Raw genomic sequence first — 21,987 nt, forward strand, 5'->3', positions numbered from 1 at the left:
ACACCGGCATCCGTGCGTCTCGGCCCGACCCACCGCGCGGGCTGCGCGGCCGGGTCGGTTGCCCGGTCTAGGAGGTCGGGCTCGTCTGTCGGCGCGAGCCGCGGCGCCGACGCTCCCGCTCGGGGTCGGGCACCCCGGCGGTGAAGACCATCTCGTGGTCGCCCGTGACGCCGACCCTGGGCCGGCGCCCGAGGGTCTCCTCGATGACCGGGCCCTGGCCGGTGAGGGCCATGACCGTCGGCCCGTCGGCCCCGACCTCGACCCGCTCACCGCGCACGACGACCTCGACGGCGTCACCGCTGCGCAGCGTGAAGGCGATGCGGTCGCGGGCCAGCTCGACGAGCAGCCGGCTGCCCCGCACCGCGATGCGGAACCGCAGGCTGGGCCACTCCTCCGGCAGGCGCGGGTCGAAGGTGAGGGTGCCGTTGTGGTCGCGCATGCCGCCGAAGCCGTAGACGAGCGCGTTCCACACGCCGCCGGTGGAGGCGACGTGCACCCCGTCGGAGGCGTTGCCGTGCAGGTCGGCGAGGTCGACGTAGAGGCCGGAGTGGAAGTAGCCGAGGGCCAGCTTCCGATGGCCCACCTCCGCCGCGATGATCGACTGAACGACCGACGACAGCGTCGAGTCGCCGGTGGTCAACGGGTCGTAGTACTCGAAGTCGTTGCGCTTCTCCTCCTGCGAGAACATTTGTCCCTGCAGGAAGAGGGCGGCGACGACGTCGGCCTGCTTGAGCACCTGGAAGCGGTAGATGACGAGCGGGTGGTAGTGCAGCAGCAGCGGCCGCTTCTCGTCGGGCGTGGCGGTGAGGTCCCACACCTCGCGCTCGAGGAAGTGCTGGTCCTGGGGGTGCACCCGCAGGTCCTCGTCGTAGGGCACGTACATGCCCGCCGCGCAGGCCGCCCACTCCTCGACCTCACCCTCGCCGAGGTCGAGCCGCGCGACGATGCGGTCCCACGCCTCCGGGTGCTCGTCGCGGACGCGCTCCGCCCACCGGGCCGCCTGGCGCAGGTTGTCGCTCGCCATGACGTTGGTGAAGAGGTTGTTGTTGACGACCGTCGTGTACTCGTCGGGGCCGGTGACGCCGTGCAGGTGGAAGCGACGGGCCTCGTCCCGGCCGAGCCAGAAGCCGAGGTCGGTCCACATACGGGCCGTCTCGACGAGGATGTCGATGCCCTCGCGCAGCATGAACTCGTCGTCGCCGGAGGCCTGCACGTACTTGCACAGGGCGAAGGCGATGTCGGCGTTGATGTGGTACTGCGCCGTGCCGGCGGCGTAGTAGGCCGAGGCCTCCTCGCCGTTGATGGTGCGCCAGGGGTAGAGCGCGCCGGTGTTCGACAGCTCGGCCGCGCGCCGGCGGGCGGCCGGCAGCATGAGGTAGCGGAACCGCAACGCCCCCCGGGCGATCCACGGTGAGGTGTAGCTGAGGAAGGGCAGCACGTAGGTCTCGGAGTCCCAGAAGTAGTGGCCCTCGTAGCCCGAGCCGCTCACGCCCTTGGCGGGGATGCCGACCTGCTCGATGCGACCGGACGCCTGGGCCAGCTGGAACAGGTTCCACCGCACCGCCTGCTGCACGGCCGGGTGGCCCTCCACCTCGACGTCGCTGTCGGCCCAGAACCGGTCGAGCCAGCGGCGCTGCTCCTCGTGAGTCGCCGCCACGCCGACGTCACGGACGCGGTCGAGGGTGCGGCGGGCGCGGTCGACGAGCTCGCGCGTCGGCACGCCGCGGGAGGTGTGGTACGCCGCGACCTTGGTGATGCGGATGGTCTGGCCCACCTCGCCGCGCACCCGGTAGATCTTCTTGCCGAGGTCCTCCTCGGCGTGGTTGAGCTCCTCGAACTCGTTGTCGGTCTCGATCTCGTGGTCGACCGCGACGGCGAGCGTCATGCCGGAGTCGACGCAGCGGTAGCTGAGCACGGTGCGCCGGTCGCTGCACCAGTGGCTCTGCGGGTCGAGCACCCGTTCGCTGAGCCGGCTGGCGCGGCGGGGGTCGAAGGCGCCGCTCTGGGGCGAGCTGACGTGGTAGTCGTCGGTGCCGTCCTGGCGGTTGAGCACCTGCGAGGAGATGGCGACCGGGGCGTCGCGGTCGAGCAGGGTCACCTCGAAGGTCATGACGGCGAGGTGGCGCTGCTCGAACGAGACCATGCGCGTGCTGTCGATGCGAACCCGGTTGCCCGAGGGGGTGCGCCACACGAGCCCGCGCCGCAGCATCCCGTCGCGGAAGTCGAGGGTGCGTTCGTACTCGAGCAGCTCGGCCATCGAGAGCATGAGGGGCTCGTCGTCGACGTAGACCTTGATCGTCTTGACGTCCGGCACGTTGACGATGGTCTGGCCGGTCTGGGCGAAGCCGAACGCCTCCTCGGCGTGGCGGATCTGCCAGGTCTCGTGGAAGCCGTTGACGTAGGTGCCGTGCGAGTGGACGTCACGGCCCTCCTCGACGTTGCCGCGCATGCCGAGGTAGCCGTTGCCGACGGCGAAGGCGGTCTCGGTGAGGCCGAGGTCGTCGGCGGAGTACCACGTCTCGCGCCAGGCCCACTCGTCGACCGGGAAGCGGGTGCGGTCGATCGGGTCGGGGTCGTTCTGCAGGTCGCGTCGCATCACGGTGGGCTCCCGGGTCAGCCGTCGGACCGGCCGGGCACGAGCTCGTCGAGCTCGCGCACGACGACGTCGGCACCCGCGCCCAGCAGCGCCTCGCGGCCGGCGCCGCGGTCGACGCCGACGACGAGGCCGAAGTCACCCGCGCGCCCCGACTCGACCCCCGAGAGGGCGTCCTCGACGACGACCGCCCGGGAGGCCTCGGTGCCGAGCAGCCGGGCGGCGTGCAGGTAGGTCTCCGGCGACGGCTTGCCGGCGAGGCCGGCCTCGGCGGCGACGCGTCCGTCGACGACGTGCTCGAAACGGTCGGCCAGACCGGCGGCCTCGAGCACGAGCGGCGCGTTGCGCGACGACGAGACGACGGCGACCTTCGTGCCGCGGTCGGCCAGCCAGTCGAGCAGGGTCACCGACGCCGGGTAGGGCTCGACGCCGTCGCGCTCGAGGATGGCGGAGAACATCGCGTTCTTACGGTTGCCCAGACCGCCCACCGTCTCGGCGTCGGGCGGGTCGTCCGGGGTGCCCTCGGGCAGCTCGATGTCGCGTGAGGCGAGGAACGTGCGCACCCCGTCGAAGCGGGGCTTGCCGTCGACGTGCGCGAAGTAGTCGGATGCCGTGTAGCGGGCGAGGCGACCGGCATCCGGCCGCTGCTCGAGGTAGTCGTTGAACATGGTGTCCCACGCCCGCATGTGCACCTCGGCGGTGGGGGTCAGCACGCCGTCGAGGTCGAAGAGGACGGCGTCGTAGTCGCTCCAGGCGAGCTCGGAGACGCCCTTCCCCTCGGCCCCGGCGCCCGCCTCGGCGGGCCGGTCGGTCTGGTGGGGCGGGTCGGCGATCACGCTGTCGTCAGGCACGGTCACGAGCCTAGGGCCCGCACGCCCCAGCCGCGTGACCCGCCCACAGGGGCGGCGCCGGGACGTGTCGCGTACGGACTAGCGCGCGAGGCGCGGCAGCAGCGAGCCGGCGACCTCGCGGTAGGCCTGGGCGCCCTTGCTCGTGCGGGCCGTCGCGAGGATCGACCGCCCGACCGCCGGGGCCTCGGCGAAGCGGACGGTCTTGGGGATCGGCGGTGAGAGCACCGGCAGCTCGTAGCGCTCGCCGACGTCGCCGAGCACCTCGCGCGCGTGGGTGCTGCGACCGTCGAAGAGGGTCGGCAGGATGCCCCAGACGGCGAGGTCGGGGTTGAGGATCTGCTGCACGTCGGCGACGGTGTCGAGCAGCTGTCCGACGCCGCGGTGGCTGAGCATCTCGCACGGCATCGGCACGACGAGGCCGTCGGCGGCGGTGAGGGCGTTGAGCGTCAGCACTCCGAGGCTGGGCGAGCAGTCGAGCAGGACGACGTCGTACGGGCGCTCGTCGTCCGTGTCGGCGTCGGTGTCGACGGCGTCGGCCAGGGCGTCGAGGGCGGTGCGGAGGACGTACTCACGGCCCGGCCGCCCGAGCAGCATGGCCTCGGCGCCGGCGAGGTCGATGGTCGAGGGGACGAGGTCGACACCGTCGTCGCAGGGCACGACGACGTCGGCGAGGGCGGCCCCGCCGGTGAGCACGTCGTGCACGGAGGCCTCCACCGCGTCGGGGTCGACCCCGAGCGAGAAGGTGAGGCAGGCCTGCGGGTCGAGGTCGACGAGCAGGACGCGCAGGCCGTGCTCGGCGAAGGCGGCACCGAGGCTGGCCACCGACGTCGTCTTGGCGACGCCGCCCTTCTGGTTGGCCAGCGCCAGCACGACCGGGCCGGAGCGGGTCGTGCGCGCGGCCGGCTTCCTGCGGGCCCTCGTGCCGGTGGTGCGGGTGCTCGCCATGGCCGCCAGTCTGTCAGGTGCCCCACCGGCCCCCACCACCACCGTCCTGGCGCGACGCCGGACCGTCGGCGGGTCAGTCGGTCGTGACGAGCCCGGCCCAGTCGCTCTTCTCGGGCCCCTGCGCCTGCCCCTCCGGGCAGTGGGCGCGGAAGTCGCACCACGAGCAGAGCGCCGACGGCCGCGGCGCGAACCGCGGGGAGTCGGCACCGACGTCGGCGTACTCCGCGTCGGCGCGACGCAGGTCGGTGGCGATCGACTCGGCCTCGGCGACCTTGCGCTGCAACGACTCCGGGGTGTGGCGGTGGCGCGCGACCGTGTTGCTCGGCACGTGGTGCAGCTCGACCGTCGTGCACGGCTTGCGCCACATGCGGGCGGCCGCGACCGCGTAGAGGGCCAGCGGCAGCGAGGTGCGGGCGTCGTCGTCGGTCGGCACCGCGCGGCCGGTCTTGTAGTCGACGACGGCCACCTCGTCGCCCCGGTCGTCGAGCCGGTCGATGCGCCCGGTCACGGCGATGGTGTCGGTCTTGAGCGAGACGCTGCGCTCGATGCCGACCGGCTGGTTCTCGCGGTCGATGCCGCGCAGGTAGTCGGTGACGGCCTGGCGCACCCGGGACCGCCACGCCGCCGACTGCTCGGGGTCGCGGAAGCCGACGTCGATCCATGACGTGCGCACCAGCTCGGCGACCCCCTGCGGCGTGCGCTGCGAGGCGGGCAGGTCCCAGAAGTCGCGCAGCACGTTGTGCGTCGCGATGCCGACCGAGGTGTGGGCCCGCTGGGGTCGGGCCGCAGGGCGGGGCCGGTCGAGGTACTGCATGCGGTAACGCCGGGGGCAGTCGAGCCACGCCAGCAACCGCGACGGCGACGAGCCGTAGAGCGGCGTGGGCATGCCGGCGAACCCCGTCTGCTCGGGTCGCACGCTCGGTGGGCTGCTCACGGCGGCCACCCTACGGGCCCGCGCCGACACGGACGGCGGGCGGCCCACAGGCCCGGCGACCCGGCATCCGGGAGCGCGTGGCCGACGACGTCAGGGGCGCAGCACGCGCGTCGGACCCGTCGCGGCGGCCTCGATCGCGGCCAGCGCTTCGGGCGTCGTCGTGTTCTCCGCGAGGCGGTTGCGCTTGCCGGTGCCGTGGTAGTCGCTCGACCCCGTGAGCACGAGACCGTGTTCGGCGGCGAGGCGTCGGCAGTGCTCGACCTGCGCCACGCCGTGGTCGCGGTGGTGCGCCTCGAGCCCGGTGAGGCCGGCCTCGACCATGCGGGCGACGAGCTCGTCGGTGACGGTGTCGATGCGGGTGCGCGTGAACGGGTGGGCGATGACGGCGACGCCACCCGCCTCGCGGATGAGCTCGGTCGCACGCACCGGGTGCGGCGAGTAGTGGCCGACGTAGTAGGGCGAGTCGTCGGACAGCCACTCGCGGAAGGCCTCGTCGCGGTGCGCGATGGTGCCGCTCGCGACCAGCGCGTCGGCGATGTGGGGGCGCCCCGGCGTCGCTCCCGGAGCCACCTGCGCGCGCACCTGCTCGATGGTGACGGGGATGCCGTCCGCGGCCATCCGTTCGACCATCCGTTCCAGCCGGGTGGCCCTCGACTCTCGGGCGCGGGCCAGCTCGGCCATCAGGCCGGGCGCCTCCGGGTCGGTGAGGTAGCCGAGCAGGTGGACGCCCGCCTCGCCGAACGAGCACGACACCTCGATGCCGCGGACGAGGGCGATGCCGTGCTCGGCCGCGGCGGCCGCGGCCTCGTCCCACCCGACGACGGTGTCGTGGTCGGTGATGGCGACGACGTCGAGCCCCGCCTGCGCCGCCGACCGGACGAGCTGCGCCGGCGCCTCGGTGCCGTCGCTGGCGTTCGAGTGCGTGTGCAGGTCGATGACGGGCGCGCTCACACCCCGACCCTAACGACCGCCCGCCGCCGACACCCCGGCCCGCCCCGTACCGCCCCGTACCGCCCCGTACCGCCCCGTACCGCCCCGTACCGCCCCGTACCGCCCCCGTGCCGCTCGCCTGGCGAACACACCGAGCACTGTGCAGATCTGCGTGTTGCAACTCGCCGTTCTGCACAGTGCTCGGTGTGTTCGCGCGGAAGCGTCGGCTCAGCCGGCGCGGACGAGCCGACGGGCGGCCTTGACCCGCTCAGCGATGAGCGCGGGCCGGTCCAGCTCGCTCCAGATGACGCGTTCGACCGGGAAGCCGAGGCGGCGGATGGCGTCCTCCCGTCGCTTCTCGGCCCAGACCACGGCGGCGGGGTCGACGTCACGGTCGGCCGGGTCGCCGCGGTACTTGACCCGCCCGTCGAACTCGACGACGACGCCCTCGACGAGCAGGTCGACCCGCGCGACGACGGTGCCGTGGCGGTCCTGAAGCGCCACCTGTGCCCGTGGCACGAGACCCGCGTCGACGAGGATGAGCCGCGTCAGCGTCTCGCCGACCGACTCGGTCTTCGGCTCGACGAGCCCCATCGCACGCGCGGACCGGCCGCGCCCCTCGTGGGCGGACACCCGAGCCACCTCCGCCCAGAGCCCGTCCGTCGTCACCAGGCCTCGGTGCAGGGCGGCATCCGCACCGACGACCGCGGCGTCGCGCCCGCAGGTCAGCGCCGTACGGACGACCGACCACGCCACCGGCGCGACGAGCACGCCGTCGACCACGTCCGGGCGTTGTTCGTCACGCGGATGCAGGTGCACCCCGCGCCGCTGGACCGCTTGGCCGACGTCGGTGAGCAGGTCGATGCGACAGCCGCGCCGGGGCCACACCGGTAGTCCTCTGACGGCGAGGGCAGCCTGGTGGCTGAGGACATCACCCGGCCGGCTGCGGGCCAGCGCACGGCACGCGAGGCGGAACCGCTGCTCGTCATCACCGTCGTGCCAGGTCGGGCCGTCGACGTAGGCGCCGCGGCGCAGCCGCACGAGCTCGCGACGGGCCACCGCTCGTCGCAGTGAGGAGGGCTCGACGCCGCGGGCGGACGCCTCCGCGGTCGAGAACACCCCGGCCTGAGCGCCCACCAGGGCGTGAAGGGCAGCTTCCATGCCTCCCACGCTGACCGGCATCCGGGCTTCTGCCACGAGGCCGTCGCGGCCCTGTGGAGGACGCGGCCCCGGATGCCGGGTGGTGGGCGAGGTGTGGACGGCCCGGCCACCCGGCGAACACACCGAGCAATGAGCAGAACCACGAGTTGCAACACGCGAACATGCACATTGCTCGGTGTGTTCGCCGGAAAGCCCCCGGGGGTGCGGGTCAGGGGGCGTCGGTGGGGCGGTCTGGGTCGGGGTCGGGGTCGGGGTCGGTGTCCGACGACGGGGGCGGCAGCGGCGCCTGACGCTGGACGACCGGCAGCTCCCCCGTGTCGGACAGGATGGCCGAGGTGTTGATGCGGGTCTCCGAGGTCGCCCGCAGCGTCGCGGCGGCGGCCGGCCGGGGCCGCACGCCCTGGCGCTTGGCCTGCAGCAGGCCCGCGAAGTACGTGCCCATCGCCACGCCCGCGGCCAGGCCCAGGCCGGTGCCGAAGGCCTGCGCCAACGTCGACAGTCCGCTGCTGACCCCCGTCTCGTCGGGCTGGGTGACGACCTGGCTGATGCCCTGGTAGGCGAGGCGGCCCGGCAGCAGCGGCACGATGGCCGCGGTCGTCACCGCGAGCGCCGACACCCCCAGCCGCTTGGCGACGACGCGGGCGGCGAAACCGACGAGGGCGGCCGCGAACGCCGAGCTCGTGATCGAGCCGAGCGACAGGGCGCGCTCCCCCACGGCGAGGACGACCCAGCCGAGCCCGCCGGCGACCCCGGCCACCGCCACAACCCGCCCCCGGGCGAACGACATGACGGCGAAGGCGACCGAGATCGCGACCGCGCTGACGACCTGCACGACGACGTCGCTGGCGAGGAAGGTCCGTTCGCTGATGGCGATCGGGAAGCCGAGCCGCTGCCCCAGCGACAGCACGGCCGAGACGCCGACGGCGATGCCGAGCGAGAGCACGACGACCTCGAAGGCCCGTGCCCCGGCGGTGACGTAGTAACCCTCGAGCGCGTCCTCGGCCGCACCGACGACCGACATCCCCGACAGCAGCAGCACGATGCCCGAGGCGACGACGAGCGACGGGGAGACGTCGGCGACGAAGCCCACCCCCGCCGACTGGGCGACGACGACGAGCGTCGCCACCACGGTCGGGATCGCCGCGCCCACGCTCTGCGCGAAGAACGAGGCGACCCCCGCGCCGGTGAGCCAGGCGAGGACCCGTCCGACGACGAGCGCGGTGAGGAAGCTGATGAGCACGATGACGGCCCCACCGCCGACGAGCGCCGCCGCCCCCGCCGCCAGCACCCCGCCGGCGGTCGTGACCACCCAGCGGCGGTACGGGTGCGGGGAGCCGATGACACCGTCGAAGAGCACGCGGGCGTCGTCGACCGGGACCGGCGACTGCGTCAGCTCGACGACGAGCTCGCGCAGCCGCTCGAGGCGCGTGTAGTCCTGCGACCGGAAGGCGACGATGCGCATCACCGTCATCGGGTCGGCGTGCGGCCCGCGGTGGTAGCTCACCGTGATCGAGGTGTACGTGACGTCGACGTGCACCGACGCCAGCCCGTAGGCCTTCGTCAGCAGCAGCACCGTCGCGGTGACGTCGGCCGCTGCCGCGCCCGTCGAGAGCATGGCGACGCCGGCCCGCATGGCGAGGTCGATGACGGCCTGCGCGGTCGCGCGGTCGACCCCGTCGGGCCCCGTCCACGTGGCGATCTCGTCGGTCGGGGGCCCCAGCGGGCGCACCACGCGCCGGGTGCTCGCGCGCAGCGACGGTCGCGCCGCCCGCACCCCCGCCGCGCGGGAGTTCGACGGCCGGGCAGGTCGGTCTCGGCGGGCCACACGCAGACCCTATGACCTGCGCTGGGGGCGTCCGGATGCCGTGTCGTGGCCGTCCGCGCCCGTGGCACCATGGGCGGGTGAGCAGCGAAGAGCAGCAGACCTCCCCCAGCCGCAAGCGACCCACGACCGAGGAGTTCCGCGCGTTCGTGGCGAGCGGCTGGGCCCCGCGGTCCGACGTGCGCCCGACGCGCGCCGAGGTCGCCGACTTCACCCCGGCCCGACGGGATGCCGTGAGCGCCGCCTTCCCGGGTGAGCGTCTCGTCGTCCCGGCCGGTGGCCTCAAGGTGCGCAGCAACGACTGCGACTACGTCTTCCGCCCGCACTCGGCCTTCGCCCACCTCACCGGCCTGGGCAGCGACCGCGAGCCCGACGCCGTGCTCGTCCTCGAGCCGGTCGACGGTGGCCACGAGGCCGTCCTCTTCTTCCGCCCGCTGGCCCCCCGTGACAGCGAGGAGTTCTTCGGCGACGCCCGCTACGGCGAGTTCTGGGTCGGGGCCCGGCCGAGCCTCGCCGACGTCGAGAGCGAGCTCGGCCTGTCCGCGCGCCACATCGACGAGCTGCCCGACGCCGTGGCGAAGGATGTCGGCGTGGTCGGGGTGCGCGTCGTGCGTGACGCCGACCCCGGCGTGACCGCGCTCGTCGACTCGGCCCGCGGTGCGGCATCCGAGGGGGCGTCGTCGAACGAGGGCGAGCAGGAGCACGCGGCCGACGACGAGCTGGCCGCGATGCTCTCGACCCTACGCTTCACGAAGGACGACTGGGAGGTCGAGCAGATGCGCTCGGCCGTCGAGGGCACCCACCTCGGCTTCGAGGCGGTCATCGCCGACCTGCCCGAGGCCGTGCGGCGGGGTCGCGGCGAGCGCTGGGTCGAAGGGGTCTTCGGCCTGCACGCGCGCCACCACGGCAACGGCGTCGGCTACGACTCCATCGCCGCGAGCGGTGACCACGCCAACACCCTGCACTGGATCAAGAACACGGGCGACGTGCACGAGGGCGACCTGCTGCTGCTCGACGCCGGTGTCGAGGTCGACTCGCTCTTCACCGCGGACATCACGCGCACGCTGCCGGTGAGCGGGACGTTCACCGACGCCCAGCGCCGCATCTACGACGCGGTGTTCGCGGCGCAGGAGGCCGGCATCGCCGCCTGCCGCCCGGGCGCGAAGTTCAGCGAGATCCACGACGCGGCCATCCGCGTCATCGCCGAGCACCTGCACGCGTGGGGCCTGCTGCCCGGCGACGTCGACGTCGAGCAGACGCTCGACAAGGAGCACGGGCAGTACCACCGCCGCTGGATGGTGCACGGCACGAGCCACCACCTCGGCCTCGACGTGCACGACTGCGCGCTCGCCACCCGCGAGGAGTACAACGACGCCGAGCTGCGCCCCGGCATGATCGTCACCGTCGAGCCCGGGCTCTACTTCAAGGCCGACGACGAGCTCGTGCCCGCCGAGCTGCGCGGCAACGGCGTGCGCATCGAGGACGACGTCCTCATCACCGAGGACGGCTGCGAGAACCTCTCGGCCGCCATGCCCCGCAGCAGCGCCGACGTTGAGGCGTGGATCGCCCGCATCTGGGCGCGCGACTGACGCACCGTCACCCCAGGTCAGACACAGAGCGAGGCCCGACCGGATCGGTCGGGCCTCGCTCTGTGTGCGCGTGCGTCAGGCGACGGGCGGGCGCCCCGGGCCGTCGGTGGGCGGGCCGCTGGGCGGCGGCGCCTGCGGGGTGAGGCTGCTCGTCGCGGTACCGGTCTGCTGCGCGCCCCACGACGGGGTGGACATGCCACTGATGCCCGCCTCGGAGAGGATCTGCCGGCCCTGCTGGGCGACCTTGTGCTCGCAGAAGACCTCGTAACGCGTCGCGACGACCTGCGATACCGACGAGAAGTCACGCGCCCCCCGGGTGAAGGCGTAGCCCACGAGCGACCACACGAGGCCGAAGAGCACGCCGTAGAGGGCGGTCGACAGCAGGAGGGTCAGCGCGTTGTCGGTCTGCACGAACAGCGAGAAGATGAGGCCGACGAAGAGGCCGAGCCACAGGCCCGACAGCGCGCCGCCGAGCGCGACCCGCCCCCACGTCAGGCGCGCGGTGACCCGCTCCATCTGCTTGAGGTCGGTGCCGACGATGAGGCAGTTCTCGACCGGGAACTCCTTGTCCGACAAGGTGTCGACCGCCTTCTGGGCGTCGACGTACTTCTCGAACACCCCGAGCGACAGAGGGTACTCGAGCGACAGGGTCGCGAAACCGGCTCGACCGGGTCCCTTGGGTTGCAGGCTCATGCGCCCATTCTCGCATCCCGTCCGCCTCGGAGCCGGACCACCACGTCGCGGCGGGGCGGCCGCGGCGGCACACGTGGGCGAGGAGGCCGGACCGGCGGTGGCCCCGCCCGCAGCGGCGCGAAAACCCGGTTGCGGACCGGGCGGCCCGACCGCGACGCTGGTGACCGCACGGCGACGGCATCCGGCCACCGCCACGGACCCAAGGAGGGTGACATGTCCGACCAGGCCACGGGCGTCCCCGCCCCTCTCACCCCAACCTTGGAGTTCCCTTGTCGCACAACGCTTTCGACGGTCAGGCCCTAGGCCGGTCCGTCCACGACCACTACCTCGACGACGTCCCCGCGTCGGCCTCACGACGCGGCCGCCGCTTCCCGGCCCACCGTGACGGGGACGACCCCGCCTTCGCGGTCGACAGCGAGCCCGACCGGCCGCCCGCCGGCGACCGCTGGTCGTCGTGGGACGGCGCCACCCACGGCCCGACGCCACGCCCCGACTGGGTCGTGACCGACCTCGGCGCCGTCGACGAGGACCTCGGCGTCCTCAAGACGGGCAAGGAGGCCGACGTCCACATCGTCCGCCGATGGGTCCCCGCCCCGGACGACCACGAGGCCCCCGGCGGCCCCGACCCGTCCCACGGCTCACCGCACGACGACCGCTCGGTGCTGCTCGCCGCCAAGCGCTACCGCCCGGCGACGAACCGCCTCTTCCACCGCGACGCCGGGTACCTCGAGGGCCGTCGGGTGCGCAAGTCGCGCGAGACCCGGGCCATGGCCACCCGCACCGCCTTCGGCAAGCAGGTCATCAGCGGGCTGTGGGCCTTCGCAGAGTTCGAGACGCTCTCGACGCTGTGGAAGGAGGGCCTGCCGGTCCCCTACCCGGTGCAGATGGACGGCCGCGAGATGCTCATGGAGCTCGTCGGCGCCGACGGGCAGGCGGCACCCCGCCTGGCGCAGTGCCGGCCGGACCGCGGCGTGCTGCCCGACCTCTTCGAGCAGCTGCGCGAGGCGATGCTGCGCCTCGCCGAGCTCGGCTGGGCCCACGGCGACCTGTCGCCGTACAACGTGCTGCTCGACGACGCCGGCGGGACACCACGGCTGGTGCTCATCGACTGGCCGCAGATCGTCGACGCCATCGGCAACCCGCACGGCCCCGAGTTCCTCGAGCGTGACGCCCGCGCCATGTGCGAGTGGTTCACCCGGCGCGGGTTCGAGGTCGACCACGGCGTGCTGTTCGGCGACCTCATGGCCGCGGCGACCTCGCGCTGGTGAGCGGGCCACCCGCCCGACCCGACGTCACGGGTCGGTGAGAAACCCTGCGGCGTGGCCGAACTCGTCCGAATGGACGAAGGCGGCCAGGGGCAGGCGCGAGCGCGGCAGCCGTGCCCGCGCCTGCACCCACCCGGGCAGCGTCCACTCCTCACCGCGCGTGCCGGGCAGCCCCAGCGCCACGCCCGTCGTCACCGACCAGTGGGCGGGCACGCGGAATGTGGCCGCCGCCCGGGCGTGGTCGAAGCCGCCGAACTGGCGCACCTGCAGGCCCATCGACCGGGCCTGAACGGTGAGGTGGGCGACGGCCTGGCCGAGGTCGAACATGGCGTAGTCGCTGTAGCTGACCTCGTGGTCCTCGTCGAGGGCTGCCTGGTGCAGCGTCAGCACGAGGGCCGACGCCGCCGGCGCCCACGCCTGATTGGCCGTCGACAGCGCGTCGACGATGCCGGCGTGGGTGGCGTCGCCGCGCCGGCCGACGATGAACCCCCACGGCTGCGAGTTGCCCGCCGAAGGGGCCCAGCGGGCCGCCTCGAGGATGCCGCGCAGGGCGGCCGCCGACAGCTCGTGCGTCGGGTCGTAGACCATGACGCTCTCGCGCTGGCGCAGCAGTGGGGTGAGGATGCCGGGCTGCGCGTCGTCGCGCCCGGACCCGTCGTCCCTGCGGCTCATCCACGACCTCCCTGACGTCCGTGGCGTCCGTGGCGGCCGGGCCGACCCTGACGGACCGAGGTCCGCACGTCAGTACGCCCGCCCGACGACCGCGAGGGCGCCGGGGGTGTCGTCGGCGGGCGGGACGGTGCCGTCCGGCATGGTGAGGCAGCGCACCGTCACACCCGACTCGGCGAGGCGGGCCTCGCCCTCCGGCCCGAGGTCGGCCCACGGCATCCGGGCCCACCCGGTGGCCGCGGCCTCGCGCGCCTCGTCCAGCGTGCCCACGTCGTGGGTGCGCCCGTCGCGGTGCGCGAGCGCCTCGTCGTAGAGGGCCCGGTGGTCCTCGTCGAGGGCGGCGACGACCGTGTCCACCACCGCGCCGAGCGCGACGGGGGCCTTGCCCCCGGCGATGCGGCGCACGACCGTGACCGACCCCTCGGCCAGGTCGCGCGGGCCCACCTCGACGCGCACGGGGAAGCCCTTGAGCTCGGCGTCGACCGCACGCCGCCCGAAGGGGGTGTCGGTGCGGTCGTCGAGCTCGGCGCGCACCCCGGCCGCGGCGAGGTCGTCGAGCACCTGACGGGCCGCCGCCGGCACACCCTCGCCGTCCTTGACGACGGTCACGAGCGCCTGCACCGGCGCGAGGCGCGGCGGCACCCGGAGCCCGGCGTCGTCACCGTGGGCCATGATGAGGCCCCCTAGCATGCGGGTCGACGTGCCCCACGAAGTCGTCCAGCACAGCTCCTGCCGGCCCTGCTCGGACAGGTAGGTGATGTCGAAGGCGCGGGCGAAGTTCTGGCCCAGCTCGTGGCTCGTGCCCATCTGCAGCGCCTTGCCGTCGCGCATCATGCTCTCGAGCGCGAGGGTGTTGACGGCGCCCGCGAATCGCTCGCGGGCCGTCTTGCGCCCGAGCACGACCGGCATCGCCAGCATCTCGCGCATGAAGGGGGCGTAGACCTGCTCGTGGATGCGGGCGGCGTAGGCCCGCGCGTCCTGCTCGGTCGCGTGGGCGGTGTGGCCCTCCTGCCAGAGGAACTCGCTCGTGCGCAGGAACACCCGCGGACGCAGCTCCCACCGCACGACGTTGGCCCACTGGTTGAGCAGAAGGGGCAGGTCGCGGTAGCTCTGGGTCCACTTGGCCAGATACTCGCCGATGACGGTCTCCGAGGTCGGCCGCACGACGACGGGCTCCTCGAGCTGCTTGCCGCCGGCGTGGGTGACGACGGCCAGCTCGGGGCTGAACCCCTCGACGTGCTCGGCCTCGCGCGTGAGGTAGCTCTGCGGGATGAACAGGGGGAAGTACGCGTTGCGCGCCCCGGCCGCCTTGATGCGGGCGTCCATGTCGGCCTGCATCCGCTCCCAGATCGAGTAGCCGTACGGTCGCACGACCATCGTGCCGCGCACCGGTCCGTTGTCGGCGAGCTCGGCCTTCGCGACGACGTCCTGGTACCACCGGGGGAAGTCCTGGGCCTGGGGGGTGAGCACGGATCTGGCCATGCCCGCGATCCTACGGTCGGGCCCGGAGCCCGGGCCGCGGGTCGGTCCCGGGTCGGTGGCGGCTCGGCCCGGGCCCGGTCGACGGTCAGTCGCGCTGCATCGTCGCGACGAGGAAGGCCTGCCACGCCTCGCGCGAGGCGTCCAGCCCCTCGGGCCGACCGGCATCCGCGGCGACCTGCCCCGCCGCGTCGAGGCTTCGGTCGTCGAGCTCGCCCGTCACCGTCACGTCGGTGCGGCCCCACACGTGCACGAGCATCGCCTGCACGCCCTGCGCCTGCACCCGCGAGCGCCGGATGAGGCGGGGCCGCTCGGCACCGAAGCGGCCGAGGTCGACGTGCACGTGGTTGGCGTGGGCGTCGTCGTAGAGGTAGGTGAGCACGTCGGCGAACTCGTGGTGCAGCCCCGCGGCCGTGCGCCAGTACGTGCGCAGCCGCCGGGCCAGCTCGGATGCCGGGGCGTCGCGCCACACGTCGTGGCGCAGCGAGGCGAGCTCCCGTCCACCCCCGCGCAGGCGCGCGACGTCGACCGCCTCGCCCGAGCTGTGCCACGAGGACGACGAGCCGGCGACCCACGCGCCGAAGGTGCGCACCTCGTCGGCCGCCTGGCCGACGTGCCGCCGGTGCAGGGCGAGCCACGCGTCGACCCGCTCGCCGAGGTCGGGGGTCACGAACGCGGCGCTCGGGCGCCCGGTGACCTCGTAGACGTGACGCGCCGGCCCGAACGACCGGCGGGTCGACAGCGCGTCACGACCGACGGGGACGGGTCGGGCCCGCAGCTCGGGAGGGAAGGGGGCCGACCAGCCCGACACCCCCGGCATCCGGTCGAGGGAGGGCAGGTCCGCACGCTGGAGGGCCACGGCGCCCCCGACGGCGCCCGCACCGAGCAGCCCGGCCACGAGCACGCGGCGACGCGTCACGCCGCCCCCGCCCTGCCCACGGCTCGGTCCCGGCTGTTGCCCCATGCCCCGTCAACGCCGGACGGCGGTCGGAGGGTTCCGGCCGATGGGTACTGTCAGGGGGTAGCGATGACGCGGACGGCCCCCGGGCCGGAGGGTGAGGACACGCATGACCCAGCACGACATGGACCGGTCGACCCACCCCCTGCGTGACCGGCTGGCCTCCCTGCCGGTACGACCCCGCCCCGCCCCCTCGCCCGCCGGCGAGGTCGACCCGGTCGAGGTCGAGCGAGGACGCATCCGCAACAAGGCCGCGGGCATCGAGGCGGTCGCGGTGACGGCGCAGCGCGGTGTCGAGCAGATGGGCCTCGTACGGTCGGTCAAGACGCTGCGCATCATCAACCAGACCGAGGGCTTCGACTGCATGGGCTGCGCGTGGCCCGACCCCTCGCCCAAGGAGCGCAGCTTCGCCGAGTTCTGCGAGAACGGCGCCAAGGCGGTGGCCGAGGAGGCCACCCTGCGCCGGGTCGGCCGCGACTTCTTCGCCGCGCACGACGTCGACGAGCTCGTCGGGTGGAGCGACTTCATGCTCGGCCAGCAGGGCCGGCTCACCGAGCCCATGGTACTGCGCGCGGGCTCCACGCACTACGAGCCCATCTCGTGGGCCGACGCGTTCGCCCTCGTCGCCGACCGGCTCAACGGGCTCGCCTCCCCCGACGAGGCGGTCTTCTACACGAGCGGGCGCGCCTCGAACGAGGCGGCGTTCGTGTACCAGCTGTTCGTGCGCGCCTTCGGGACGAACAACCTGCCCGACTGCTCGAACATGTGCCACGAGTCGACCTCGGTCGCCCTCGCCGAGACGATCGGCATCGGCAAGGGGTCGGTCAGCCTCGAGGACATCCACGACGCCGAGCTCATCGTCATCGCCGGCCAGAACCCCGGCACGAACCACCCGCGCATGCTCTCGGCGCTCGAGAAGGCCAAGAAGAAGGGTGCCCGCATCGTCGCGGTCAACCCGCTGCCCGAGACCGGCCTGCGCGGGTTCGACAACCCGCAGACCGTCAAGGGCCTCACGGGGGTCGGCACCGAGCTGGCCGACGAGTTCATGCCGATCCGCCTCGGCGGTGACCTCGCCCTCTTCCAGGCCCTCGGCGCGCTGCTCGTCGCGGCCGACGACGCCGGGCGCGACGCCATCGACCACGAGTTCGTGCAGCGTCACACCGAGGGCTACGAGCAGTGGGCGCAGTCGATGCGCGAGCTCGACTGGGACCTCGTCGACCGGGCCACCTCGCTCGACCGCGCCCAGATCGAACGCGTGGCCGAGATGTTCATCTCCTCGCGCCGCACCGTCGTGTGCTGGGCCATGGGCGTCACGCAGCACCGGCACGCGGTGGCCACGATCAAGGAGATCACCAACGTCTGCCTCGTCCAGGGCAACATCGGCAAGCCCGGCGCCGGCCTCTGCCCGGTGCGCGGGCACTCCAACGTGCAGGGCGACCGCACGATGGGCATCTGGGAGAAGCTGCCGCCGCACTTCGGCGACGCCCTCGAGCGCGAGTTCGGCATCACCGCCCCCACCGAGCGCGGCCACGACGTCGTCAACTCCATCCGCGCCCTGTGCGACGGTGAGGTCAAGGTCGCCGTCAGCCTCGGCGGCAACCTCGCGGCCGCGGCGCCCGACACGGCCGTCACCTTCGCGGCGATGCGCAACGCGAAGCTCAACGTGCACATCGCGACCAAGCTCAACCGCTCGCACGTCGTCGTCGGCGAGGAGGCCCTCATCCTCCCGACGCTCGGGCGCACCGAGCGTGATGTGCAGGCCGGCGGTCCGCAGGGCGTCACGGTCGAGGACAGCATGTCGAGCGTGCACCTCTCGCACGGCCGGCTCGACCCGGCGAGCGCCCAGCTACGCTCGGAGGTCTCGATCATCTGCGGCATCGCCGACGCGACGCTCAAGGGCCGTGGCGGCGCCGAGGGCGACATCGACTGGACGGCCATGGCGGGCGACTACGGCGTCATCCGCGGCCACATCTCCCGGGTCGTGCCGGGCTGCGAGGCCTACGACGAGAAGGTCCACCGGCCGGGCGGCTTCGTCCTGCCCCACCCCCCGCGCGACTCGCGCACCTTCGAGACCCCCTCGGGCAAGGCCGTCTTCACGACGAGCCCGCTCGAGATGGTGACGGCGCCGGAGGGGCACCTCGTGCTGCAGAGCCTGCGCAGCCACGACCAGTTCAACACGACGATCTACGGCCACGACGACCGTTACCGCGGCCTGTCCGGCGGTCGAGACGTCGTCATGGTGCACCCTGACGACCTTGCCGCGCAGGGCTTCGCCGACGGCGACCTCGTCGACGTCGTCGCCCCGTGGTCCGACGGGTCGGTCCGCGTCGTCCACGGCTTCCGGGCCGTCAGCTACCCGACGACCCGGGGCTGCGTCGCCGCCTACTACCCGGAGACCAACCCGCTCGTCGCGCTCGACTCGACCGCCGAGGGCAGCAACTGCCCCGTGAGCAAGGCCGTCGTGGTCAAGCTCGTGCCGGCCGGCCAGGGCCCGCGCCACTCGGCCATCGAGGGCCTCGACGCCGGTGAAGACGACTGGAAGCGCAGCGAGGTCAAGCCGCACCACCTCAGCTGAGCCGGTGGGGTGGTCGGTCGCGGCCACCCCGCCCCACCCGCATCGCCCACCCGCACCGCCGTCGGTGCCGGATGCCGGTCACGACCTCGGGCGCACCGCCTCGGCCAGCGCGAGGGTGCGGGCGGCGTCGTCGGCGTGCAGCTGCTCGACCAGGCGGCCCCGGTACGTCGCCACCGCGCGACCCTCCGCCCGCGCGGCGGCGAAGGCCGCGCTGACACCGCGAGCGTCCTCGAGCTCCGCCTCGTCCGGCGTGAAGACGGCGTTGACGACCTCGACCTGTCCGGGGTGGATGACGGTCTTGCCGTCGAACCCGAGGTCGCGGCCCTGGCGGGCCTCGGCGGCGAGACCCTCGAGGTCGTGGACGTCGTTGAAGACACCGTCGAGGGCGACGACGCCGGCGGCCCGGGCGGCCAGCAGCACGAGCGAGACGGCCGTGAGCAGGCTCGCCCGGCCCGGTGCGGGGCGGGCCCCCAGCTCGTGCGCGAGGTCGTTGGTGCCGACGACGAGGGCGGTGAGCCGCTCGTGCGCGGTCGCGACGGCCTCGGCGTGCAGCACTCCGGCCGGGGTCTCGACCATCGCCCACACCGCCGTGCGGTCCGGGGCGCCGGCGGCCTCGAGCGACGCGACGACACCACGGACGTCGTCGGCGCTGCCCACCTTGGGCACCACGACGGCATCCGGGCCGACGGCAGCGAGCGCGGCGACGTCGTCGGCGTGCCACGGGGTGCCGGGGGCGTTGACGCGGACGGCCACCTCGCGATGGCCGAAGTCCACGGATCGCACCGCCTCGCAGGCGGACTCGCGGGCCGCGGCCTTGTGCTCCGGCGCGACGGCGTCCTCGAGGTCGAGCACGACGGCGTCGACGGGCAGGGTCGGTGCCTTGGCGAGGGCGCGCGCGTTCGAGGCCGGCAGGTAGAGCACCGACCGGCGGGGGCGCAGGCGCAGGGACGGGTGACGGGCCATGGCCGCCACACTAGGCTCGACGCCATGCCCGACGAGCAGCCCGACCCCGGACCCGCCGAGCGCCCGCTCGACGTGACGGCCCTGCTCGGCGAGGCGATGAGCAAGTCCGGGCTGTTCTGGGTCGACGTCGAGGGCGACCGCACGTGGCCGGTCTGGCACGTCTGGGACGACGGGGCCGCCTACGTCGTGAGCGGCCCCGGCGAGCAGCCGCTGCCGTGGCTGCCCCCGGAGGTGCGGCTCATCCTGCGCAGCAAGGACACCGGTGGGCGGCTGCTCACCGTCAGGGCGCACGCGCACGTGCTGCGCCCCGGCACCGGGACGTGGGTGCGCGCGGCCGAGCTGCTGCGCGCCTCGCGCCTCAACGCCGTCGACGACAGCTGGAGCCGCTGGGCCGACGAGTGCACCGTCACCGCCTTCCTGCCGTTCGACGCGCCCCTCGAGGCGCCCGGGTCGTTCGCCGACGCCGACGGGCGCGACGTCCCGGCGCGCACGACGGCCACGACCGCGGCCTGGCGACCATGGCACTGGAAGGGCCGCCAGCGGCGCGCCCGCCGACTGGCCGCTCGGGGCCGAGGCTGACCCCCTAGCCTTGGGCGCATGAGTGCGAGCACCCGCGTCTTCGTCGCACGACTGACCGGCCTGAGCGTCTTCGACCCGCTGGGCGACCAGGTCGGCCGGGTGCGGGACGTCGTCGTGATGTTCAGCGCCACCCGACCGCAGCCCCGTGTCATCGGACTCGTCGTCGAGGTGCCGGGTCGTCGCCGCGTCTTCGTGCCGATGACCCGCGTCACCTCCATCGACGCCGGGGCCGTCATCACGACGGGCCTGGTCAACATGCGCCGCTTCGAGCAGCGCACGAACGAGGTGCTGGTCGCCGCCGAGCTCTTCGACCGCGCGGTCACCGTCACGGCGCCGGATGCCGTGGAGGCGGGCTTCGCGAGCTCCGTCGTCGAGGACGTCGCCATCGAGCAAGGGCCGCGGCGCGACTGGCTCGGGGTGCGCGTCTTCGTGCGGCAGGCCGCCGGGGTGTCGTCGGCGTCGAAGGCGATGTCTCGCCTGACCCGTCGCCGCTCCGGCCGGACGATGCTCGTCGACATCCGCGACGTCGTCGGGCTGCACGACGCCTCCGGCGAGCAGAGCGCCGAGCGACTGCTCGAGACCTACGACGACCTCAAGGTCGCCGACCTCGCCGAGGTCATCCACGACCTCAACCCCAAGCGCCGCGGCGAGGTGGCCGCCGCCCTGTCCGACGAGAAGCTCGCCGACGTGCTCGAGGAGCTGCCCGAGGACGACCAGGTCGAGATCATCGCCGGGCTCGACACCGAGCGGGCCGCCGACGTGCTCGAGGCGATGGAGCCCGACGACGCCGCCGACCTGCTCGCCGACCTGCCGCCCGACCAGGCCGAGGCCCTGCTGCAGCTCATGGAGCCCGACGACGCGGCCCCGCTGCGCCGACTGCTCACCTACGAGGAGAACACCGCCGGCGGCATGATGACGACCGAGCCGGTCATCCTGCCGCCGGAGGCGACCATCGCCGAGGCCCTCGCCACGGTCCGGCGCGAGGAGCTGGCCCCGGCGCTCGCGTCGATGGTCTACGTCTGCCGGCCACCGCTCGAGGCGCCGACCGGCCGCTACCTCGGCCTCGTGCACATCCAGAAGCTGCTGCGCGAGCCGCCGCACGGCGCCATCGGCTCGATCATCGACAAGGAGATCGAGCCGGTCGTGGCGACGGCGTCGCTCGAGACCGTGACCCGCACCCTCGCGACGTACAACCTCGTCTCGCTGCCCGTCGTCGACGACGACAACCGACTCATCGGCGCGGTCACGGTCGACGACGTGCTCGACCACATCCTCCCCGAGGACTGGCGTGAGGTGCGGCACGACATCGAGGTGCGCGCGTGAGCGACCGCACCCCGCGCACCGAGCGGGGCGAGCGGCAGGAGCGGCGCCCCCGCCCGAGCCGCGTCGAGCGCGAGCGGGACAAGCTCGACCAGCCGCAGGAGCAGCGGGCCCGGGTGCTCCCCCGGTTCTCGTTCTCGCAGGAGGCGTTCGGCGTCCTGTCGGAGCAGTTCGCCCGCCTCATGGGCACGCCCGGCTTCATCATCGGCATGACGGTCTTCGTCACCATCTGGCTGGCGTGGAACACCTTCCTGCCCGAGGCGCAGCAGTTCGACCCGCGGGCCACCAACTACACGCTGCTCACGCTCATCCTGTCGCTGCAGGCCTCGTACGCCGCGCCCCTCATCCTGCTCGCGCAGAACCGGCAGGCCGACCGCGACCGCGTCGCCCTCGAGCAGGACCGCGCCCGCGACGAGCGCAACCTCGCCGACACCGAGTTCCTCACCCGCGAGGTCGCCTCGCTGCGGCTCGCGCTGCGCGAGCAGGCCACCCGCGACTTCGTCCGCTCCGAGCTGCGCAACCTGCTCGACGAGCTCGAGGACCGTCAGCTCCTGCGGCGGGACGACGAGGCCGAGCGACCGTCCGGCTGACCGACCGCGCCGGGTGACCGACCGCACTCCCGGCGCGGTCGGTCGGGCCGCGGCGGCGACATACGATGGAT

The 21,987-nt window shown here is 73.7% G+C and carries 18 protein-coding genes; 6 read left to right on the plus strand and 12 right to left on the minus strand.

All coding sequences use genetic code 11. The annotated features are described in order from the left end of the window. Window positions 1-67 precede the first annotated feature (67 nt). The 7 genes from DFJ68_RS10260 to DFJ68_RS10290 all read right to left on the minus strand — a co-directional run bounded on the left by DFJ68_RS10260 (window position 68) and on the right by DFJ68_RS10290 (window position 9,239). The gene (locus DFJ68_RS10260; protein WP_121035279.1) at window positions 68-2,596 is read right to left on the minus strand and encodes a glycoside hydrolase family 65 protein; all 2,529 of its coding nucleotides are present in this window, start codon (window positions 2,594-2,596) and stop codon (window positions 68-70) included. A gap of 17 nt (window positions 2,597-2,613) precedes the next feature. Beyond that, entirely contained in the window at window positions 2,614-3,444 is an 831-nt protein-coding gene (locus DFJ68_RS10265; protein WP_245963582.1) for an HAD family hydrolase, read from the minus strand. 78 nt (window positions 3,445-3,522) lie between these two features. After that, window positions 3,523-4,389, minus strand: a complete 867-nt coding sequence (locus tag DFJ68_RS10270) for a ParA family protein (protein ID WP_121032931.1) — start codon at window positions 4,387-4,389, stop codon at window positions 3,523-3,525. Window positions 4,390-4,462: 73 nt separating this feature from the next. Further along, window positions 4,463-5,323, minus strand: coding sequence for a RecB family exonuclease (locus tag DFJ68_RS10275; RefSeq protein ID WP_245963583.1), 861 nt, complete (start codon window positions 5,321-5,323; stop codon window positions 4,463-4,465). Window positions 5,324-5,413: 90 nt separating this feature from the next. Continuing rightward, a complete protein-coding gene (locus DFJ68_RS10280) occupies window positions 5,414-6,274 on the minus strand; it encodes a PHP domain-containing protein (RefSeq protein ID WP_211333331.1) in 861 nt (286 codons plus the stop codon). A 207-nt stretch (window positions 6,275-6,481) separates the two neighbouring features. After that, window positions 6,482-7,414, minus strand: a complete 933-nt coding sequence (locus DFJ68_RS10285; RefSeq protein ID WP_170165743.1) for a type IV toxin-antitoxin system AbiEi family antitoxin domain-containing protein — start codon at window positions 7,412-7,414, stop codon at window positions 6,482-6,484. 208 nt (window positions 7,415-7,622) lie between these two features. Next, window positions 7,623-9,239, minus strand: coding sequence for a threonine/serine exporter family protein (locus DFJ68_RS10290; protein WP_245963584.1), 1,617 nt, complete (start codon window positions 9,237-9,239; stop codon window positions 7,623-7,625). A 35-nt stretch (window positions 9,240-9,274) separates the two neighbouring features. On the opposite strand from DFJ68_RS10290, the gene DFJ68_RS10295 reads away from it, so the two are divergent. Beyond that, entirely contained in the window at window positions 9,275-10,825 is a 1,551-nt protein-coding gene (locus DFJ68_RS10295; RefSeq protein ID WP_121032935.1) for an aminopeptidase P family protein, read from the plus strand. 75 nt (window positions 10,826-10,900) lie between these two features. Here the strand turns inward: DFJ68_RS10295 and DFJ68_RS10300 are convergent, their stop codons facing one another. Next, window positions 10,901-11,518 (minus strand): YflT domain-containing protein, encoded by a 618-nt coding sequence (locus DFJ68_RS10300; protein ID WP_121032937.1) that lies wholly within the window; start codon window positions 11,516-11,518, stop codon window positions 10,901-10,903. A 269-nt stretch (window positions 11,519-11,787) separates the two neighbouring features. Here DFJ68_RS10300 and DFJ68_RS10305 point away from each other — a divergent pair, with 269 nt between their 5' ends. Next, window positions 11,788-12,786, plus strand: a complete 999-nt coding sequence (locus DFJ68_RS10305; RefSeq protein WP_121032939.1) for a serine protein kinase RIO — start codon at window positions 11,788-11,790, stop codon at window positions 12,784-12,786. A 24-nt stretch (window positions 12,787-12,810) separates the two neighbouring features. Here the strand turns inward: DFJ68_RS10305 and DFJ68_RS10310 are convergent, their stop codons facing one another. The 3 genes from DFJ68_RS10310 to DFJ68_RS10320 all read right to left on the minus strand — a co-directional run bounded on the left by DFJ68_RS10310 (window position 12,811) and on the right by DFJ68_RS10320 (window position 15,850). Then, a complete protein-coding gene (locus DFJ68_RS10310; RefSeq protein ID WP_121032941.1) occupies window positions 12,811-13,455 on the minus strand; it encodes a nitroreductase family protein in 645 nt (214 codons plus the stop codon). Window positions 13,456-13,524: 69 nt separating this feature from the next. Beyond that, window positions 13,525-14,934, minus strand: a complete 1,410-nt coding sequence (proS, locus tag DFJ68_RS10315; RefSeq protein ID WP_121032943.1) for a proline--tRNA ligase — start codon at window positions 14,932-14,934, stop codon at window positions 13,525-13,527. An 85-nt stretch (window positions 14,935-15,019) separates the two neighbouring features. Further along, window positions 15,020-15,850: an extensin family protein gene (locus tag DFJ68_RS10320; protein WP_245963586.1), complete on the minus strand. Its 831-nt coding sequence runs from the start codon at window positions 15,848-15,850 to the stop codon at window positions 15,020-15,022. 148 nt (window positions 15,851-15,998) lie between these two features. Here DFJ68_RS10320 and DFJ68_RS10325 point away from each other — a divergent pair, with 148 nt between their 5' ends. Then, entirely contained in the window at window positions 15,999-18,464 is a 2,466-nt protein-coding gene (locus tag DFJ68_RS10325) for an FdhF/YdeP family oxidoreductase (RefSeq protein WP_245963587.1), read from the plus strand. A gap of 78 nt (window positions 18,465-18,542) precedes the next feature. Here DFJ68_RS10325 and DFJ68_RS10330 read toward each other — a convergent pair whose 3' ends face one another. Further along, a complete protein-coding gene (locus DFJ68_RS10330) occupies window positions 18,543-19,427 on the minus strand; it encodes an HpcH/HpaI aldolase/citrate lyase family protein (RefSeq protein WP_211333332.1) in 885 nt (294 codons plus the stop codon). A gap of 24 nt (window positions 19,428-19,451) precedes the next feature. Here DFJ68_RS10330 and DFJ68_RS10335 point away from each other — a divergent pair, with 24 nt between their 5' ends. The 3 genes from DFJ68_RS10335 to DFJ68_RS10345 are packed head-to-tail and all read left to right on the plus strand — an operon-like array spanning window position 19,452 to window position 21,916. Further along, complete coding sequence (locus DFJ68_RS10335) at window positions 19,452-20,006, plus strand: hypothetical protein (RefSeq protein ID WP_121032947.1); 555 nt, start codon at window positions 19,452-19,454, stop codon at window positions 20,004-20,006. An 18-nt stretch (window positions 20,007-20,024) separates the two neighbouring features. Next, window positions 20,025-21,329, plus strand: a complete 1,305-nt coding sequence (locus DFJ68_RS10340; protein ID WP_121032949.1) for a magnesium transporter MgtE N-terminal domain-containing protein — start codon at window positions 20,025-20,027, stop codon at window positions 21,327-21,329. Continuing rightward, a complete protein-coding gene (locus DFJ68_RS10345; RefSeq protein WP_121032951.1) occupies window positions 21,326-21,916 on the plus strand; it encodes a DUF1003 domain-containing protein in 591 nt (196 codons plus the stop codon). Before DFJ68_RS10340 ends, DFJ68_RS10345 begins: the two co-directional genes overlap by 4 nt. Window positions 21,917-21,987 lie beyond the last annotated feature (71 nt).

Origin of the sequence: Terracoccus luteus, from assembly GCF_003635045.1 — a bacterium.
Lineage (GTDB): Bacteria > Actinomycetota > Actinomycetes > Actinomycetales > Dermatophilaceae > Terracoccus > Terracoccus luteus.